General features: G+C 58.3%; 19 protein-coding genes. 5 read left to right on the top strand and 14 right to left on the bottom strand.

The window, feature by feature from the left end; genetic code table 11:
- Positions 1–32: 32 nt before the first annotated feature.
- The gene (gene rlmF, locus I9H09_RS05195) at positions 33–1,019 is read left to right on the top strand and encodes a 23S rRNA (adenine(1618)-N(6))-methyltransferase RlmF (protein WP_122311897.1); all 987 of its coding nucleotides are present in this window, start codon (positions 33–35) and stop codon (positions 1,017–1,019) included.
- Positions 1,020–1,154: 135 nt separating this feature from the next.
- On the opposite strand, the gene I9H09_RS05190 is transcribed toward rlmF, so the two are convergent.
- Positions 1,155–1,436 (bottom strand): HU family DNA-binding protein, encoded by a 282-nt coding sequence (locus I9H09_RS05190; protein WP_002552279.1) that lies wholly within the window; start codon positions 1,434–1,436, stop codon positions 1,155–1,157.
- A 392-nt stretch (positions 1,437–1,828) separates the two neighbouring features.
- On the opposite strand from I9H09_RS05190, the gene yejK reads away from it, so the two are divergent.
- Positions 1,829–2,830, top strand: coding sequence for a nucleoid-associated protein YejK (gene yejK, locus I9H09_RS05185; RefSeq protein ID WP_005891376.1), 1,002 nt, complete (start codon positions 1,829–1,831; stop codon positions 2,828–2,830).
- A 5-nt stretch (positions 2,831–2,835) separates the two neighbouring features.
- Positions 2,836–3,186 (top strand): glutaredoxin family protein, encoded by a 351-nt coding sequence (locus I9H09_RS05180; RefSeq protein ID WP_005891375.1) that lies wholly within the window; start codon positions 2,836–2,838, stop codon positions 3,184–3,186.
- Positions 3,187–3,243: 57 nt separating this feature from the next.
- Here the strand turns inward: I9H09_RS05180 and I9H09_RS05175 are convergent, their stop codons facing one another.
- The 8 genes from I9H09_RS05175 to I9H09_RS05140 all read right to left on the bottom strand — a co-directional run bounded on the left by I9H09_RS05175 (position 3,244) and on the right by I9H09_RS05140 (position 10,698).
- On the bottom strand, positions 3,244–4,176 hold the full coding sequence (locus I9H09_RS05175) for a glutathione S-transferase family protein (RefSeq protein ID WP_122347562.1): 933 nt from the start codon (positions 4,174–4,176) through the stop codon (positions 3,244–3,246).
- Between the two features lie 63 nt (positions 4,177–4,239).
- Positions 4,240–4,581 carry a GIY-YIG nuclease family protein gene (locus I9H09_RS05170; RefSeq protein ID WP_024691778.1) on the bottom strand — a complete coding sequence of 114 codons (342 nt, stop codon included), beginning with the start codon at positions 4,579–4,581 and terminating at the stop codon, positions 4,240–4,242.
- A complete protein-coding gene (locus I9H09_RS05165) occupies positions 4,574–5,065 on the bottom strand; it encodes a nuclear transport factor 2 family protein (RefSeq protein ID WP_005891366.1) in 492 nt (163 codons plus the stop codon). The genes I9H09_RS05170 and I9H09_RS05165 overlap by 8 nt, the downstream gene beginning before the upstream one ends.
- Positions 5,066–5,138: 73 nt before the next feature.
- Positions 5,139–6,368, bottom strand: coding sequence for a CynX/NimT family MFS transporter (locus I9H09_RS05160; protein ID WP_236502211.1), 1,230 nt, complete (start codon positions 6,366–6,368; stop codon positions 5,139–5,141).
- Between the two features lie 166 nt (positions 6,369–6,534).
- Positions 6,535–7,299 carry an amino acid ABC transporter ATP-binding protein gene (locus I9H09_RS05155; RefSeq protein WP_005891362.1) on the bottom strand — a complete coding sequence of 255 codons (765 nt, stop codon included), beginning with the start codon at positions 7,297–7,299 and terminating at the stop codon, positions 6,535–6,537.
- Between the two features lie 10 nt (positions 7,300–7,309).
- Complete coding sequence (locus I9H09_RS05150) at positions 7,310–8,407, bottom strand: amino acid ABC transporter permease (protein ID WP_005891360.1); 1,098 nt, start codon at positions 8,405–8,407, stop codon at positions 7,310–7,312.
- A gap of 10 nt (positions 8,408–8,417) precedes the next feature.
- Complete coding sequence (locus tag I9H09_RS05145; RefSeq protein WP_005891358.1) at positions 8,418–9,599, bottom strand: amino acid ABC transporter permease; 1,182 nt, start codon at positions 9,597–9,599, stop codon at positions 8,418–8,420.
- 70 nt (positions 9,600–9,669) lie between these two features.
- Positions 9,670–10,698: an amino acid ABC transporter substrate-binding protein gene (locus tag I9H09_RS05140; RefSeq protein WP_024671340.1), complete on the bottom strand. Its 1,029-nt coding sequence runs from the start codon at positions 10,696–10,698 to the stop codon at positions 9,670–9,672.
- 483 nt (positions 10,699–11,181) lie between these two features.
- Here I9H09_RS05140 and I9H09_RS05135 point away from each other — a divergent pair, with 483 nt between their 5' ends.
- Both I9H09_RS05135 and rhlB read left to right on the top strand, forming a co-directional pair.
- Positions 11,182–11,841: an alpha/beta hydrolase gene (locus I9H09_RS05135; RefSeq protein WP_236502212.1), complete on the top strand. Its 660-nt coding sequence runs from the start codon at positions 11,182–11,184 to the stop codon at positions 11,839–11,841.
- Positions 11,842–11,956: 115 nt separating this feature from the next.
- Positions 11,957–13,417, top strand: a complete 1,461-nt coding sequence (gene rhlB, locus I9H09_RS05130) for an ATP-dependent RNA helicase RhlB (protein WP_162234310.1) — start codon at positions 11,957–11,959, stop codon at positions 13,415–13,417.
- A 3-nt stretch (positions 13,418–13,420) separates the two neighbouring features.
- On the opposite strand, the gene moaE is transcribed toward rhlB, so the two are convergent.
- From moaE to I9H09_RS05105, 5 genes are all read right to left on the bottom strand, one after another.
- A complete protein-coding gene (moaE, locus tag I9H09_RS05125; RefSeq protein WP_024671342.1) occupies positions 13,421–13,870 on the bottom strand; it encodes a molybdopterin synthase catalytic subunit MoaE in 450 nt (149 codons plus the stop codon).
- 2 nt (positions 13,871–13,872) lie between these two features.
- Entirely contained in the window at positions 13,873–14,118 is a 246-nt protein-coding gene (gene moaD, locus I9H09_RS05120) for a molybdopterin converting factor subunit 1 (RefSeq protein ID WP_005891353.1), read from the bottom strand.
- A complete protein-coding gene (gene moaC / locus I9H09_RS05115) occupies positions 14,115–14,600 on the bottom strand; it encodes a cyclic pyranopterin monophosphate synthase MoaC (protein ID WP_024671343.1) in 486 nt (161 codons plus the stop codon). The genes moaD and moaC overlap by 4 nt, the downstream gene beginning before the upstream one ends.
- Positions 14,601–14,851: 251 nt before the next feature.
- On the bottom strand, positions 14,852–16,246 hold the full coding sequence (locus I9H09_RS05110; protein WP_024671344.1) for a PhoH family protein: 1,395 nt from the start codon (positions 16,244–16,246) through the stop codon (positions 14,852–14,854).
- Between the two features lie 294 nt (positions 16,247–16,540).
- Complete coding sequence (locus I9H09_RS05105; RefSeq protein ID WP_236502213.1) at positions 16,541–17,719, bottom strand: polysaccharide deacetylase family protein; 1,179 nt, start codon at positions 17,717–17,719, stop codon at positions 16,541–16,543.
- Positions 17,720–17,902: the final 183 nt, after the last annotated feature.

The following is a 17,902-nucleotide window of genomic DNA, read 5'->3' as shown; positions in this document are numbered from 1 at the left end:
CAACTCAACATCACGGCTGAAAAATCGAACCCATGACCGATACCCGGAAACCACCGCGCAAAAAGCCTCAGCGCCCGGCAAAACCAGCAGCGCCACGCGAAAAGGCCACTTTGCACCCGCGCAATCGTCATCAGGGGCATTACGATTTTCCGAAGCTGATCAAATCCAGCCCCGAGCTGGCAGCATTCGTGATCCTCAACCCCTACGGCAACGAAAGCATCGACTTTGCCAATCCGCAGGCAGTGCGGGTGTTCAACCGCGCATTGCTCAAGGCGTTCTATGGCATCGCGCATTGGGACATCCCGGCAGATTACCTGTGCCCGCCCATTCCGGGCCGTGCGGACTACCTGCATTTCCTCGCCGACCTGCTGGCCGAGGACAATCAGGGGGTAATCCCACGCGGGCCGTCGGTCAAGGCACTGGATATCGGCACCGGGGCCAACTGTATTTACCCGCTGTTGGGGCACAGCGACTATGGCTGGGAGTTTGTCGGTTCGGACATTGACAGCGTAGCCATCGCTGCAGCCACCACAATCGTCAAAGCCAACGGCCTGCACAAGGCCATCAGCGTGCGCCAGCAGGCCAATCGCAAACAGATCCTGCTAGGGTTGCTCGACAACAGCGAACGCTTCCACGTGAGCCTCTGCAACCCTCCGTTCCATGCCTCACTGGACGAAGCACAACGCGGTAGCCAGCGCAAATGGCGCGCACTGGGCAAAGCCGACCCCAAGCGCAAACTGCCGGTACTCAATTTCGGCGGTCAGTCCCAAGAGCTGTGGTGCGAAGGCGGCGAAATAGGTTTCGTGACGCAACTGATCCAGGAAAGCGCGAAATTGCCTGCCCAGGTGGTCTGGTTCAGCACACTGGTGTCCAAAGCATCCAACCTGCCGCCTATCCAGAGCGCTCTGAAAAAAGCCGGCGTGCTTGAGGTGAAGGTCGTGGAGATGGGCCAAGGCCAGAAACAAAGTCGCTTCGTGGCCTGGACCTTTCTCGACAAGGCACAGCGTACACCCCACTGATCTCGCGCCGCCGCACCGCTGCTTGGCGTGAGGAACAATGGTGCCAGGGCTGGCGCGTGAGGAATGAGTAGCGCGCGCCCACAAAAAAGCCGTGCCCGGTTGACCGGCGCACGGCTTTTTACAGCAAGCGGATGCTTACTTGTTGATCGAGTCAGTCAGCACTTTGGCTGGTACGAACTTGATAACTTTCTTGGCAGCGATTTCGATGGCAGCGCCAGTCGAAGGGTTGCGGCCAGTGCGAGCTGGACGCTCTGCAACTTTCAGCTTGCCGATACCTGGCAAAGTGATTTCCACGCCGTTTTCCAATTGGTCGGCAACAATTTGGCCCAATTGCTCAAGAGCATTACGCGCGGTGGTTTTTGGCGCGTCGATGGCTTCAGCGATATCGGCGATCAATTGGTCTTTAGTAAGAGCCATGGTGGTGTTCCTTCCCTATCAAATTCATTTGGATTGCAGAGCGCAACGTCGGCCCGTGGCCAGGCAAAGAACCTGGCCACCCGCTAGCAGCCACGATTAATCGCGAAAGTGTAGATACTGAAACCTGGCAATGGTTCGACCTACGTGTGCGCTAACTGCATGCTTGACGCGCTAAGTGCGCAAGACCGCGCAAAACTAGCACAGAGCCGGGCAAATATCCGCCTCTACCTATCCTTTTGGTCAGGTTTTAGTGGTAATCGCACAAAAAACGCTCAACACACACACACTGTAGGCGAAATCCCGTCAGCCCGGAGGTCACTGACGTATGCGTGCGTTACACTTGGCGCCTGCAACGAGCTGCATGCTCTTCACCCTTTTCAACCGAGACGCCCATGCCGATCCGTCACTGCATCGTTCATCTGATCGAAAAAAAACCCGACGGTACGCCCGCTGTTCTCCATGCCCGCGACTCCGAACTCGCTGAGTCCCAGGCCATCGAGAACATGCTGGCAGACCTCAACGAAAGCTATAACGCCAAACAAGGCAAAGCGTGGGGCTTGTTTCATCCCGAGTCCGGCGCGCATCCCTTCAGCGGCTGGCTGAAGGAATACATCGACGGCGGCAGCGACTTCACAGCGTTCTCCCGGGTGGCCGTCGAACACCTGCAGAAGCTGATGGAAGAATCCAACCTGTCAGTGGGCGGCCATGTGCTGTTCGCGCATTACCAGCAAGGCATGACTGATTACCTGGCCATCGCCCTGCTGCACCACAGCGAAGGCGTGGCTGTGAATGCCGAGCTGGACGTGACCCCGTCCCGGCATCTCGACCTTGGCCAGTTGCACCTCGCCGCGCGAATCAATATTTCCGAGTGGCAGAACAACAAACAGTCCAAGCAATACATCTCGTTCATCAAGGGCAAGAACGGCAAGAAGGTCTCGGAGTATTTCCGCGACTTCATTGGTTGCCAGGAAGGTGTGGACGGTCCCGGCGAAACCCGCACGCTGCTCAAGGCCTTCAGTGACTTCGTCGAAAGCGAAGACTTGCCCGAAGAGTCGGCTCGCGAGAAGACCAAGACGCTGGTCGACTACGCCAGCAGCCAGAGCAAGATGGGCGAGCCTATGGGCCTGCAAGAGCTCTCCGAGCTGATCGATGAAGATCGACCTCGAGCGTTTTACGATCATATTCGTAACAAGGATTACGGCCTGTCGCCGGAAATCCCGGCGGACAAGCGCACCCTGAACCAGTTTCGCCGTTTCACCGGTCGTGCAGAGGGCCTTTCGATCAGCTTCGAAGCGCACCTGTTGGGCGACAAGATCGAGTACGACGAAACTGCAGGCACCCTGATCATCAAGGGGTTGCCGACCCAGCTGACCGACCAGTTGAAGCGACGGTAACCAGCATGCTGATGCGCACCCTCAAGAAGTTTGCCCTGATCATGCTGGTGGTGGTCATTTACCAAAACTGGGGCAGAATCGAAAACTTCGTCAATCCGCCCCCGGCGGACGTCGCACAGAGCTACAGCCAGGCAAAGGTGGTGATGTACGCCACCGACTGGTGTGGCTACTGCAAACAGACGCGGCGTTTTCTGGACAGCAAAGGGATTGCGTATCAGGAGTTCGACATCGAGAAGTCCGAGGAAGGCCGCAAGGCCTATGAGGCCTTGGGCGGACGAGGCATCCCGCTGATCGACGTGAACGGCACACTCATCCGCGGTTTCGCCCCGGACGAGATATTGGCGGCCTTGAAATAGGCCATCGTGGCTATCGGCCAGTACTCTGCGTCGGCATGTCGTTCAGGACGCTCTAAGTCAGCGCTTCTCGATCCGGTACCCCAATCTCGGAAAGTGTACGTGTACAGCACCCGCACGATCGTCCTCGCGGCGCAGGATCAGTTCTTCGCGCCCTGAAAACACCAGCTCGCCCTCAACCGCTTCAACGCCATAATCGACCGCGGCAATGGCAACCTTGTCACCCGCCTTGAAGCCGCTCGGGTCAACCAGCACTTCGTCGGGCAGCGGCGCAGGCGTGGCGTTTCTGGCGATGTCGATGGCCTCGGTCGAACTCAGGTCGGTGAATGTTCCGTGACCAAAGCCCAGAACGCGATCCAGCCAGACGCTGACGCTTGGGTAATCATCGACGAATGGCGCCGTCACGGCTGTCTGCTTGAGAAACCAGAGCGTGTGGGCGACCGAGAAATCAGCAATCGAAGGTTCGCCGAACAAAAAAGCACCACCACGTGAAAGCTGTAGCTCGAGCCGCGACATAAGTGTCGGCCATTGATGTTTGACCTGCTCGACCGGCGGACGAGACGCCGTACCACCGTTGAACAGCGTCGAGCGATCGGCAATGAAGGCTTTGGCAGCATCTGCTGGCACTTTGGCAAACCGCACCGCCATTGATTCAGGCTGAAACACGAAGCTCACGGCGTGCATGAAAAGCACCGAATCGGCCCAGGCAGCCAGACCGGCCACCGCAAATTCCTGACCTTGCGGGAAAAACGCGGGCGAGGCCTTTTCCTGCTCCAGACGCCGCGCCATCAATGCCGTGTCACAGTAGATATCCGCACCGGCCTGCAAAACTGGCGTTCTGCGATAGCCGCCAGTCAGTGCGGTCAGGTCAGGCTTGGGCATAATCGAAGGGATGGTCACCGAGCGCCATGCAAGGCCTTTGAAACCCAGCATCAGACGGGCTTTTTCGGCGAACAGCGACGTGGGGTAATGGTGAAGAATCAGTTCGGACATGTTCAGCCTCTGCGCAGGTGGAAACATTCAGCTTAACGCCCTGCGCCCTGCCCGCCCACAGGCTCAAACTGATGGGACGCCATCACGCGCATGAATCGGCAGTTTTGCGTAGCTGGCTACCAGTGACTCCTTGGCGCTTTTTCTCAGCTTTTTGATCAACCGCTCGTGGCGCAGCGCTTCTCCCTTGCTGGGCCATTGTTCAACGTAAACAAGCGCAGTCGCCGGACTGGAACAGAAAAAGCGCGCACCCTTGCCGCTTTGGTGCGCGGCGAAGCGTCGCTGCGGATCGTCGCTGATGCCGCAGTACAGCGAGCCGTTGGCAGCTCGCACCAGATAGACAAACCAGGGCTTGGCGGTTATCTGCTCGGCAACCTGAGCTGTGGCATCAGTCAAAACCTCAGGCACGGCGGCTCTCGGTAAAGGCCTTCAGGCCCTTGAGCGCCTGGGCCCTGACTGCATTGCGTACCAGCGGCGTCCAGCCAAGCAGCAGGCCTTTGACGCCCAGGGCTTGCCTCGACCAGCGCCACATATCGAAATGATCGCGATGCTCGCAGATCTTGCCATCGCGAAACACGAAGCGAGCCTGAATGTCATTCACCACCGTGCGCCCGGTCTGACTGAACAGATAAGTCGCCACCCAATGGGCACTGCCCGCACGATCGTCAGCCCGCACCTGATCGAAGATCACCGAAAAGTCCTTCGCCTTCGAGGTCAGCATGCGCCACATGTCGCTCACCTGAGGCCCTCGCAATTCGCCAAACGCAGGGTCACTGAACACCACGTCTTCGGTGTAGCAGGCACTCATTGCCTCGGCATCCAGCTGCGCGAACGCTTCATAAAAACGGGCGATCAGTGCGCTGTTGGCCTGACTTTCTTCTTCGTAACTCATGCGTGCAAATCCCTTGGCGATTTATCCGTGCACGATAAGCGGCGCAGCGAAAAATGGCGAGGGGTTGATGGCCTTATACTTTCTCGCTGCTGACCTGCACATGCAGCGCTCGACCGGCGCCCATGCCAGCAATCATCGCGCCCAGGCCCAGTACGGCGAAAATCCAGCCAATCGCGTTCCAGCTGCCGGTCATGTCGTGTACCACGCCCACCGCAAACGGGCCGGTCGAGGCAATGGTGTAGCCAAAGCCCTGCGCCATGCTCGACAGGTTGGCTGCCACATGGGAATCCCGTGAGCGAAGAACGATCAAGGCCAGCGCCAGACTGAACGTGCCGCCCTGCCCGATTCCGAGCAGGATCGCCCAGCCCCAGAGCCCGACCAGCGGCGCGTACAGGCAGCCGAACAGGCCGGTCAGGGTCAACGACATGACCAGCATGATCGCCAGGCGTTGGTCTTTCCCGCGGGTCGCCAGATACGGTACGGCCAGAGAGCTGATGACCTGCGCAATGATCGAGCCGGACAACAGCAACCCGGCCTCGGTCGGTGTCATACCGCGGCCGATGAGGATAGACGGCAACCAGCCGAAAACGATGTAAGACAGCGACGATTGCAGCCCCATGTACAGCGTGACCTGCCATGCCAGCGGGTCACGCAGCAAACCGCGCACTCGATAGACGTCGCGATGCGTGCCATGTACTTCGCGCGTTTGCGGTAACCAGAAGAACGCAGCGATGAGCGCAGGAATCAGCCAGAAACCCAGGCCAATCTGCCAGCTTCCATCGAAGTACTGGCTTAACGGTACGGTCGAACCTGCGGCAATCGCAGCGCCCAGGCACAGCGCCATGGTGTAGACCCCGGTCATTGCACCGGCCTTGTGCGGGAAATCGCGCTTGACGATACCGGGCAGCAACACACCGATCACCCCAATGCTCGCGCCTGCCAGCAGGCTGCCACCAAACAGCCCGACTTCGCCAGCCAGGCTACGCAGCGCCAAGCCGCCTGCCAGCGTCAAAAGCACCATCAACACCACACGCTCGCTGCCGAAACGACGGGCCAGAATCGGTGCCAGTGGCGCAAACAGACCCAGACACAGCACTGGCAATGTGGTCAGCAGGCCAGCTTCGGCTGCCGACATGCCGAGGCTTTCGGACACGTTATTGAGCAGAGGCGCAATACTGGACAACGCTGGGCGCAGGTTGAGCGCTACCAGCACCAGGCCCAGCAGCAAAAGCCAGGGACGCTTCAGGACAGGATGGGGTTGAGCAGGATTCGGTTGAGGGCTGGATTGAGCCTTGGCAGTCATCGGTTTCTCGGTAATCAGGTATGTCGACCCGTTTCAGGGGGGCGGTATCCTGTTGGAGAATCGTCTTGAATACAAGGTTCAGCTGAAATTGCACACAAGGCCGACAGCAAAAGACGGCCCAAAAAAACCGGGCGCCTGGCCCGGTTTGCTGTGCAGCCTCTGCGACTCAGTGAATGATCTGACTGAGGAACAGCTTGGTACGGTCGCTTTGCGGGTTGTCGAAGAAGTCGTTTGGCGCGGCCTGCTCGACGATTTCGCCCTTGTCCATAAAGATCACCCGGTTCGCCACGGTGCGGGCAAAGCCCATCTCGTGAGTCACGCAGAGCATGGTCATGCCTTCTTCCGCCAGGCCGACCATGGTGTCGAGTACTTCCTTGACCATTTCCGGGTCCAGCGCCGAGGTCGGTTCGTCGAACAGCATGATTTTCGGCTTCATGCACAAGGCACGGGCAATCGCCACACGCTGCTGCTGACCGCCGGAAAGCTGACCCGGAAACTTGTGGGCCTGCTCCGGAATACGCACACGCTCCAGATAGTGCATGGCGATTTCTTCGGCTTTCTTCTTCGGCATCTTGCGTACCCACATCGGTGCCAGCGTGCAGTTCTGCAGGATGGTCAGGTGCGGGAACAGGTTGAAATGCTGAAACACCATGCCGACTTCACGGCGGATGGTTTCGATCTGCTTCAGATCGGAAGTCAGCTCGGTACCATCAACGATGATACGACCCTGCTGGTGCTCTTCCAGACGGTTGAGGCAGCGAATGGTAGTGGATTTGCCCGAGCCCGACGGGCCGCACAGCACGATACGCTCACCCTGGCGGACGTTCAGGTTGATGTCCTTGAGCACGTGGAACTGGCCGTACCACTTATGGACGCCCTCCATGCGGATCATGCCTTCAGCGCCCAGAGGCTTATTGATAGCTTCACTCATCACAAAACTCCTAACGCTTGTGGCCTGTGTCCAGCTTACGTTCCAAATGCATGGAATAGCGGGACATACCGAAACAGAAGATCCAGAACACCAGGGCCGCGAAGACGTAGCCTTCGGTGGCCATACCCAGCCAGGCGGGGTCGGCGGTGGCTTGCTTGACGCTGTTGAGCAGGTCGAACAGGCCGATAATGATCACCAGACTGGTGTCTTTGAACAGGGCAATGAAGGTGTTGACGATACCGGGGATGACCATCTTCAACGCCTGCGGCAGAATCACCAGGCCCATGCTGCGCCAGTAACCGAGGCCCATCGCAGAAGCGGCTTCGTACTGACCTTTAGGGATGGCCTGCATGCCACCGCGCACCACTTCGGCGATGTACGCCGACTGGAACAGGATGACGCCGATCAGCGCCCGCAGCAGTTTGTCGAAGTTCATCCCCTCAGGCATGAACAGCGGCAGCATGACCGAAGACATGAACAGCACGGTAATCAACGGCACGCCGCGCCAGAACTCGATGAACGTCACGCACACCACACGCACAGCCGGCATGTTGGAGCGACGGCCGAGCGCCAGCAGGATACCCAACGGCAAGGCACCGACGATACCCACGGTGGCAATCACCAGGGTCAGCATCAGGCCGCCCCACTGGCTGGTCGGTACGTTGGTCAGACCGAACACGCCGCCGTGCAGCAGGTAAAACGCGACGACCGGGTAGATCACCAGGAAGCAGATGCCGTAGACAGCCTTGCGCTGAAACTTCGAAATGAACAGCGGCGCAGCACCGACAATCGCCAGGATTGCAGTCAGATCGACCCTCCAGCGCAGTTCATTGGGAAAGTATCCGTACATGAACTGGCCGAATCGCTGCTCGATGAACACCCAGCAGGCGCCAGCCTTGGTGCAGTCCTCCTTGGTGGTGCCGACCCAGTTGGCATCCAGCAAGGCCCAACTGAGAATCGGCGGCACGATCAGATAGATCAGGTACAGCGAGAGCAGGGTCAGCAGGGTGTTGAGCCAGCTGGAGAACAGGTTCTGCCGCATCCACGCCACCGGGCCGAACACTTTGCCCGGTGGTGGCATATCAGGTTTGAAAGTATGAGTTGTCATGCGCGTTTCCTCACCGCTCGATCAGCGCAATGCGCTTGTTGTACCAGTTCATCAGCATGGAAATGCTGATACTGATCGCCAGGTACACGCTCATGGTGATGGCAATGACTTCAATGGCTTGGCCGGTCTGGTTGAGCACCGTACCGGCGAACAGGGAAACCATTTCCGGGTAACCGATGGCCGCTGCCAGCGAAGAGTTTTTCGCCAGGTTCAGGAACTGACTGGTCAACGGCGGAATGATCACCCGCAGAGCCTGCGGAATGATGACCTTGCGCAACGTCGGCCCAGGGCGAAGCCCCAGTGAACGGGCAGCTTCGGTCTGACCGTGGCTGACCGACTTGATACCCGACCGCACGATTTCAGCAATGAACGCTGCGGTGTAGATGGTCAGTGCCAGGGTCAGGGAAATCAATTCCGGGATCAGCACCCAGCCGCCCGTGAAGTTGAAGCCTTTGAGCTGCGGCAACTCCCAATGCACCGGGCTGCCGAAAATCAGCATGCTCAGGCCGGGAATGACCAGCAATAACGCCAGGCCGACCCAGAACTTGTGGAACGGCTGGCCAGTGGCTTCGAAACGCTTGTTGGCCCAGCGCACCATCATCACGATCGCGATCACTGCGACCACCAGACTGATCAGAAATGCCCAGGCACCTTCGGCAGGCAAGGCTCTGGGCATGTTGAGCCCGCGGCTGCTGACGAAGAACATGTCCAGATAACCATGCGCCTGACGCGGACCGGGCAGCGTCAGGAATACAGCGGTGTACCAGAACAGAATTTGCAGCAATGGCGGGATGTTGCGGAAGACTTCTACATAAACGGTTGCCAGCTTGCTGATCATCCAGTTCGGAGACAGACGAGCGACGCCGATGATGAAGCCCAGCAAGGTCGCCAGGACAATACCGATAACCGACACCAGCAGGGTGTTCAGCAGGCCGATGACGAACACACGTGCATACGTGTCCGATTCGGTGTAGTCGATCAGGTGTTGAGCAATACCAAAACCGGCACTGTTCTCTAGAAAACCGAAACCCGAGGTAATACCACGGTGTTGCAGGTTGGTCTGGGTATTATCGAATATGAACCAGCCCAACGAGATCACCGCCACGACAGTGATGATCTGAAATAACCACGCGCGCACTTTCGGATCGCTCAGCGTGAGCTTTTGCTTGGGTGCGACGATTTGCTTTTCCATGAAAGGCCCCAGGAAAAATCCAACAGAACAACGCCCGACAGGCTGGAAAGCCTGTCGGGCGCCGGGTCAATCAACGAATCGGTGGAGCGTACTGGATGCCGCCGGCATTCCACAGAGCATTCTGGCCACGCTTGATTTTCAGCGGGGTGTTTTCGCCCAGGTTGCGTTCGAACACTTCGCCGTAGTTGCCGACTTGCTTGACGATCTGTACGACCCAGTCCTTCGGCAGTTTGAGGTCCTTGCCGTAAGTACCGTCGGCACCCAGCATACGGGCTACGTCAGGGTTCTTGGTCGACTTGGCTTCAGCTTCGACGTTCTTGGAAGTGATCTTTGCTTCCTCGGCGTTGAGCATTGCGAACAGGGTCCAACGAACGATCGAGAACCACTCTTCGTCGCCTTTACGTACGACAGGGCCCAGAGGCTCCTTGGAAATCACTTCAGGCAGAACAACGTAATCGTCTGGCTTGGCCAGCTTGCTGCGCTGTGCGTAGAGCTGCGACTGGTCGGAGGTCAGTACGTCGCAACGGCCGCCTTCCAGCGACTTGGCGCTTTCATCGGAGGTGTCGAAGGTGATCGGGGTGTATTTCAGGCCGTTCGAGCGGAAGTAGTCGGAAACGTTCAGCTCGGTAGTGGTACCGGCCTGGATGCAGATGGTCGCACCGTCCAGTTCCTTGGCGCTTTTGACGCCCAGCTTGTTGTTCACCAGGAAGCCGATACCGTCGTAATAAGTCACGCCGGTGAAGACCAGGCCCATGCCCGCGTCGCGGGAGCTGGTCCAGGTGGTGTTACGCGAAAGGATGTCGATCTCGCCGGATTGCAGCGCAGTGAAGCGTTCCTTGGCGTTCAACTGGCTGAACTTGACCTTGGTAGCGTCGCCGAATACAGCAGCGGCTACTGCGCGGCAGACGTCAGCATCGATACCGGTGATCTTGCCGGTAGAGTCCGGAACGGAAAAGCCCGGCAGGCCGTCGCTGACGCCGCACTGTACAAAGCCTTTCTTCTGGATTGCGTCAAGGGTGGCGCCTGCATTGGCAGCCCCGGCCACACCGAATGCGGCAAGCGCCGTGACAACAGCAAGGGTGGATTTCAACATCTTCATTCAAAAACTCCAGTTTGCTCTTTGTTGTGTGGAAGCTTCAGCCGCATCGCACCTTTGTGAGGCGCTTATAACCCGTGCTGGCTTATTTTTGGGTCATGCGGTACCGAGTATGAATATCGAGTCTGCCGCAGGATCGCCCTGCCATTGCTTTTCGTCATTCAGAATCGACCCCGTGGACTGAAGCCTCATGATTTCCCGAACCAGAGAGGTACGGGTCGAACCGTGCCGCGAATCCTGACGCAGGAACTCCCGGGCCGCTTTTCGATCGCTACAAGTAATAGCCTTATAGTGTTACCGAACGATGAGAATGCCTGGACTCCAGCTCTGCTGTAGCAAAGCCCGTACCAGCATGCTGGCGATGTCGAATTAGCGACAGGTCAAGACAAAAACTTGTAACCTTGCGACATCTTCTTTCATTTTTAATCTATCTGCGCACCTTATTAAAGCGCTATAAACGCGCCCGCGCACACAAATGGAGCAGTCATGAGTGAGCCACTAGTCATCCAACCCTCCGGCACCGCAGATGCGTGCGTCATCTGGCTGCATGGACTGGGCGCCGACCGGTACGATTTTCTGCCGGTCGCTGAAGCCCTGCAGGAAACGCTGCTGACTACCCGCTTCGTTCTGCCACAGGCGCCGACACGCGCCGTGACGGTCAACGGCGGCTATGAAATGCCTAGCTGGTACGACATCAAGGCCATGAGCAGCGAGGCTCGCGCCATTGATCACGACCAAATGGACGCCTCGGCGCAGAGTGTTCTGGAGCTGATCGAGCAACAGCGGGACAGCGGCATAGACCCGGCGCAGATATTTCTCGCAGGGTTTTCCCAAGGCGGCGCAGTAGTGCTGCATACCGGCTACAAGCGCTGGCAGGGTCCACTGGGTGGCGTGCTTGCCCTCTCCACTTATGCCCCGACATTCAGCGCCCAGATGCAATTGTCGGCCAGCCAGCAACGCACACCGGCGTATTGCCTGCACGGTCAGCACGACGAGGTGGTCCCCAATGCGATGGGACGCACCGCTTACGAGCATCTGCTGACTCAGGGTGTAACCGCACAATGGCAGGAATACCCAATGGGCCATCAAGTGTTACCGCAGGAAATTCATGACATCGGTGTCTGGCTCGCTGAAAAGCTTCGCTAAGACCGGTTTTTCCTCTCGGGACGGACCGCTTCTGTAGCTCGCCAAGGATGGCACTACGCCGAGCACGGTTCTTGCTTTACACTCCCCGGCGTACATTCCTTAACCAATTGACGAGATGACCGTGCTCAAAGCACTTAAAAAGATGTTCGGTAAGAGTGACGCTGAGCAACGCGCGCCTATACCGACAGCCTCCATCCCTGCTTCCCCTTCGCCTGACAACGGCGCCCCACCGGATCATGCTGTCCAGACTCAGGCTCTGGACACCGTCGCCGAGCACTCCAAAGTCACAGCGCCGCGTGCCGACAAGCCAAGGGCCGAGCGCCCACGTCGCGAACGTGTGACCAAGCCGCCTGCGCCGGAATGGAAACTCGAAGATTTTGCCGTAGAACCGCAGGAAGGAAAAACCCGTTTCCACGATTTCAACCTGGCTCCCGAGCTGATGCACGCTATTCAGGACCTGGGCTTTCCGTATTGCACGCCCATCCAGGCAGGCGTGCTGGGCTTCACCCTCAAGGGCAAGGACGCAATCGGCCGCGCCCAGACCGGCACCGGCAAGACCGCTGCATTCCTGATCTCGATCATCGAGCAACTGACCCAGACGCCACCACCGGCCGAGCGCTACATGGGTGAGCCCCGCGCGCTGATCATCGCGCCGACCCGCGAACTGGTGGTGCAGATCGCCAAGGACGCCGCCGACCTGACCAAGTACACCAACCTGAACGTCATGACCTTCGTCGGCGGAATGGACTTTGACAAGCAGCTCAAGCAGCTTGAAGCGCGCCACTGCGACATTCTGGTAGCCACACCTGGCCGCCTGCTGGACTTCAACCAGCGCGGCGAAGTGCATCTGGACATGGTCGAAGTGATGGTCCTCGACGAAGCCGACCGCATGCTGGACATGGGTTTCATCCCGCAGGTACGGCAGATCATTCGCCAGACCCCGCACAAGGGCGAACGCCAGACCCTGCTGTTTTCCGCGACATTCACCGAAGATGTGATGAACCTCGCCAAACAGTGGACCACCGAGCCTTCCATCGTCGAGATCGAGTCGCTGAACGTTGCCAGCGATAACGTCGAGCAGCATATCTACGCCGTGGCCGGTGCCGACAAATACAAGTTGCTGTACAACCTGGTGACCGACAACGGCTGGGAACGGGTCATGGTCTTTGCCAATCGCAAGGACGAAGTACGCCGCATCGAAGAACGCCTGGTGCGCGACGGCGTCAACGCTGCGCAATTGTCAGGCGACGTGCCGCAGCACAAGCGCATCAAGACCCTCGAAGGCTTCCGCGAAGGCAAGATTCGCGTGCTGGTCGCCACGGATGTAGCAGGTCGAGGCATCCACATCGATGGCATCAGCCACGTGATCAACTTCACCCTGCCGGAAGTGCCGGACGATTACGTCCACCGCATAGGCCGTACCGGTCGTGCAGGTGCCGACGGCGTCTCGATCAGCTTTGCCGGCGAAGACGATTCGTATCAGCTACCCGCCATCGAGGAAAAACTGGGCCGCAAGATCAGCTGTGAAACACCGCCGACTCACTTGCTGAGGGCCGTGGTGCGCAACAACGCCTGACGGTTATTTCCAGCGATCAGCCGCTTGGTGATCGCTGTGGCGGCCTTCTACCCAACGCGGACCTTCAGGTGTGTTTTCACGCTTCCAGAACGGCGCCCGGGTCTTGAGGTAGTCCATGACAAAATCGCAGGCCTCGAATGCGGCCTGCCGATGAGCACTGGCAACGCCGACGAAAACGATGGGCTCGCCCGGCTCCAGCGCACCTACCCGGTGCAGCACATCAACCCTGAGCAACGGCCAGCGCTGCCCCGCCTCTTCGGCGATCGAAGCCAGCGCCTTCTCGGTCATGCCCGGATAATGCTCCAGGAACATGCCGGACACCTCGCGGCCGTCGTTGAAATCACGCACGTAGCCGACAAAACTGACCACCGCACCGATGCCACGATTGGCGGCGTGCAGCGCGTTGACTTCAGCGCCAGGATCAAAGGCGGCTGCCTGTACACGAATCGCCATGATCAGCCTCCGGTCACGGGCGGAAAGAACGCGACTTCATCGCCGTCAGCCAACGGCTCGGTCGGCTTGCACAATTCCTGATTGCGAGCGCACATAAGGTTCTGCTCGGCCAGAACCTGCCAGGCCTCACCGCGCTGCAACAGCGCCTGCCTAAGTGTTTCAATAGTGGCGAACCGGCCTTCGACAGACTCGCCGTCCAGGCCCAACGATTCACGATAGCGGGCAAAGTACTGGACCTGAATCTTCATGACGAAACCTGTGCCTGATCGGCAGTGAAATGACCACTTTTGCCACCAAGCTTTTCCAGCAGACGAACCGACTCGATAACCATGCCGCGGTCGACCGCCTTGCACATGTCGTAAATGGTCAGCGCCGCGACGCTGGCCGCAGTCAGCGCTTCCATCTCCACGCCGGTCTGTCCGGACAGTTTGCAGCTTGCGGTGATGCGCACTGCAGCATCGCCTTCGGCGGCGAGATGCACTTTGATACTGGTCAACATCAGCGGATGGCACAGCGGGATAAGGTCGCTGGTTTTCTTGGCGGCCTGGATACCTGCAATACGCGCGACAGCAAACACATCACCCTTTGGATGACCACCGCTGACAATCATTTGCAGCGTCGCGGGCAGCATACGCACATACGCTTCAGCCACAGCCTCACGGGACGTCACGGCTTTATCAGTGACATCGACCATATTGGCGCGACCCTGGGAATCGAGATGAGTGAGCACAGCGTTACTCCTTGGCAGATGCAAGAAGTGTAGAGGGTGTGGCAGTTACAGGCTACCGGCAGCAAGCTCGGAGGGCGTAGGAGCGAAGGCTATGTTTCGGGTGATAAAGAATTTTTGAATGCACAACACTCTTCGCGAGCAAGTTCGCTCCTATAGCCTTCGGCCAGGAGCGAACTTGTTATACGTGTGAGCTGGAGCATGCAAGCAAAGGGATCTCGTAAAACGAGGCTCCCCCGCTTGAAGCTTTCGCTCTACAGATGACTCTCTGCGTATTCGGCCAGTATTGAGCGTGGCACGCCTTGCAGGGCGATGTGTACGCCGTTCGGGAAGTCTTTGAAGCGCTCCGTGAGATAGGTCAGACCAGAGCTGGTGGCTGACAGGTAAGGGGTATCGATCTGCGCCAGGTTGCCCAGGCAGACCACTTTGGAACCGGCACCGGCGCGGGTGATGATGGTTTTCATCTGGTGCGGGGTCAGGTTCTGGCATTCATCGATCAGGATCAGGCTTTGCTGGAAGCTGCGACCCCGGATGTAGTTAAGGGATTTGAACTGAAGTGGCACTTTGCTCAGGATGTAATCGACACTGCCGTGAGTATTCTCGTCATCCATGTGCAGGGCTTCGAGGTTATCGGTAATCGCGCCGAGCCACGGCTCCATTTTCTCGGCCTCGGTACCCGGCAGAAAGCCGATCTCCTGATCCAGACCCTGAACGCTGCGCGTCGCTATGATGCGGCGATAGCGCTTGGTGACCATCGTCTGTTCGATGGCAGCCGCCAAGGCAAGGATGGTTTTACCCGAACCCGCCGCGCCTGACAGGTTGACCAGATGAATATCCGGATCAAGCAGGGCGAACAGCGCCAGCCCCTGATAGATGTCACGCGGCTTCAAACCCCAGGCTTCCTGATGCAGCAAAGGCTCCTGGTGCATATCGAGAATCAGCAACTCGTCGTTTTTGACGCCCTTGATCCAGCCCACGAAACCCTGTTCGTCGACAATGAATTCGTTGATATGAACAGCCGGCAGCATTTCATTGAGCTGCACTCGGTGCCAGGTACGGCCTCGTTCCTGGCGGGTATCGACCTTGTTGACCCGGTCCCAGAACGAGCCGGTCATGTCATGGTAGCCACGCGACAACAGTGAAACGTCGTCCACCAGCTGGTCGGTGCTGTAATCCTCTGCTGCAATGCCGCAGGCACGCGCCTTGAGGCGCATGTTGATGTCTTTGGTCACCAGTACGACGCTCAAGTCCTTGTTGCGCGCGTGCAGGTCGATCAATTGGTTGATGATGATGTTGTCATTGAGGTGCTCGGGCAACAGACTGTTGGGTTCCTCGCGCTTGCTCATCAGAATAGACAAAAAGCCTTTGAAAACACCGGTCCCGCGATCAATGGGCACTCCCTTTTCGACATCTGCAGGGCAGGCTTCACCCAGGGTCTTGTCGATCAGACGAATGGCCTGGCGGCACTCGGCGGCAACGGAATGTTTACCGGCTTTCAGTTTGTCCAGTTCCTCCAGGACCGTCATGGGAATGGCGACGTGGTGTTCTTCGAAGTTCAACAAAGCGTTTGGATCATGGATCAATACGTTGGTATCGAGCACGTAAAGGATTGGCTGGTTAGTGGAGGGGGTGCGTCCGTGATCATCCATACTCGCTCACCTTTTCAAAAGCCGGGCGACGCAGAACCAAGACAGTACTGCGCCACGAAAAGGCCGCCGGATTCTTCCCTTGAGGCAGGGTAGAAATGTCGCTCAAGGTGGGTCTTGGAAGACGCCACCTGTGTTGCAGGTTTCGGCGGTCTGTATTCGTAATACAGCAAAAGGGATGACAGAAAAAAGCGTTTTGACAGTTTTTTGAAGTTTATTTCACAGGATGACGAATAGGACTTGGCGGGCGTCCGCAGCACGTTTAAAGTCGGAAGTCCGCCCACGCCGAATCAGCCTTCATTCCCCCTCCGGCGCAGCCTCCTCGCTACTCTCCGGCCCTTGCTCCACGGTCGTTTCAGAGATATTTCGACAGTCATCCCAAATCAGCTCGCTTTGCGCCGTATTGGCCAGCAGCAACGGCAGCGCAGACTGCGCCTTGTTGGCGACGTCATGAAACACGACCGTGCCTTTGCGCCAAAGCAGCATCAGGGTCAGCACGCGGTCGCTGACCTGCTCTGCGGTGAGCCGCCCGGTGTCATCCTGCGCGTCGATGTTCCATAGCGATACACGCAGGTGCCGGTCACGAAAGAAGTCGCCACTGTCGGCCCGACGGTGACCATAAGGCGGGCGAAACAAAGGCACGAAGTTATCCGGCAGCACCTGCTGAACCAGCGCCTCACTGCGCAGGATGGAATCCTGCCAGTCCAGCCACTGACTGTGCGAACGGTACTCCCAGCCCTGCAGGCCGACACACTGCTGGCGGTAAAGCGCCTGCAGGCCGACAGCCGAGCTGGTGTCGAGGCGCTCCTGAAGGCTCTTGCCGAGCACAAAGAAGGTGGCAGTCATCTTTTGTTGACGCATGAAGTCGGCCAGCCAGTCGGTTCCGCCATCCAACGGGCTAGGGCCGCCTTCGAAATTGAGCATGAACGTGCGATCAGGCAGCTCGTCGCCGCTCATCTCATCGGAGTTATAACGCTCGATCTCGCTGCTGGTCTGCGGAAACAGCGCGGCCATGAACAGCAACTCATTCAGGTAGCGGCGATGAAACGCCGCACCGGGGCCAGCCCAGCCGGCATAGAACGAATCGTTCGATACCTGATACTCCTCGGCGCGCAGGCGAAGTTGGTCCATGTCCTCGACCAGCACACAGAAGTTGGCATCTTCTTCACAGCTCTTCTGAGCAGCCTGATAGTTCTCGAGCAGGCGCAGCCACAGGCGATGGCGGACGACGTTCAGTGAAGGCACATTGACAAATCGCAGACCCAGCCGTTGTTTGAGCCCCTCTTCGTCGAGCTTCTCACTCAGATACAACTCATGGGCGAAGGAGAGGATCTCTGCACGCGACGCCACGTCGAACAAGCCCGGCGTCTTCAGCCGCTCGGGCCAAACACTACGGTCGATGGTGGCAATGACTGGCGCGGCCGCCTGAGCCTGAAGCCACAGCAGACTCGCACACACAGCTAAAACAATACGCAAACCCGACGCCCTCTTGATGAGCCCTGGCCGATGACCGGCGTGCCACTATAGCCGATATAGCCACGGCTTCTTATGTCGAGATCCATACAACGCGCACCTGCATGACATCACTGACAATGCATCATCGACCATCGCCATCGCCATCGCTGGAGTCATGGGTCGTCAACCCCTAGAATCGCAGGA

The organism is Pseudomonas tremae (assembly GCF_023278125.1).
Taxonomy (GTDB): domain Bacteria; phylum Pseudomonadota; class Gammaproteobacteria; order Pseudomonadales; family Pseudomonadaceae; genus Aquipseudomonas; species Aquipseudomonas tremae.
This window is presented reverse-complemented; position numbering and strand designations above follow the sequence as displayed.